The following is a 712-nucleotide window of genomic DNA, read 5'->3' as shown; positions in this document are numbered from 1 at the left end:
AAAAAAATATCCTCCGGCATAGCCGGAGGTTTTTCATATGCGCCTATAAGGCTTTCTTACAAGCAGCGCCCTAACAGGCGCATCACGATCTGACATTTGCATATGACGATTACTTACGGCCCGTAAACGGGCTTCCTGCATATGGGATCGACAATTGCTCTCCCATTTTATCCTGCTCCAACTGATGCTTTATGTAGTTCTGTATCTTGGTCGTATTTTTACCAACCGTATCTACATAATACCCTCGGCACCAAAATTCCCGATTCCGATATTTAAATTTCAAATCTCCGAATCGTTCATAAAGCATTAGGCTACTTTTACCTTTCAAGTACCCCATAAAAGCTGAAACGCTCATTTTCGGCGGAATTTCTAAAAGCATGTGGATATGATCTGAACAGCACTCTGCTTCTAGAATGTTCACATTTTTCCATTCACATAACTTCCTTAATATTTCTCCCACTGCTCTACGTTTTTCTCCGTAGAACACCTGTCGTCGATATTTCGGTGCAAAGACTATATGGTATTTACAGTTCCAGCGCGTGTGCGCTAAGCTCTTTTCGTCCCCCATTGGGACCCCCTTTCAATTTTCGTTTAACTCTCGCAGTTGCCAGACCGCAAGAGTGTTTTAACAAATTGAAAGGGGCTTTATAACTGACTTATAGCTGAAAGCTTTACGGAACCCCCAGCCTAGCTGGGGGTTTTCTCTATACAA

Annotated in this window: 1 protein-coding gene; it reads right to left on the bottom strand. The window is 42.7% G+C overall.

Annotated features, from left to right (window positions below; genetic code table 11):
• Positions 1-109 precede the first annotated feature (109 nt).
• On the bottom strand, positions 110-568 hold the full coding sequence (tnpA, locus tag FKQ60_RS17335; protein WP_158137554.1) for an IS200/IS605 family transposase: 459 nt from the start codon (positions 566-568) through the stop codon (positions 110-112).
• Positions 569-712: the final 144 nt, after the last annotated feature.

Source organism: Vibrio sp. A11, assembly GCF_013048705.1.
Lineage (GTDB): Bacteria > Pseudomonadota > Gammaproteobacteria > Enterobacterales > Vibrionaceae > Vibrio > Vibrio metschnikovii.
This window is presented reverse-complemented; position numbering and strand designations above follow the sequence as displayed.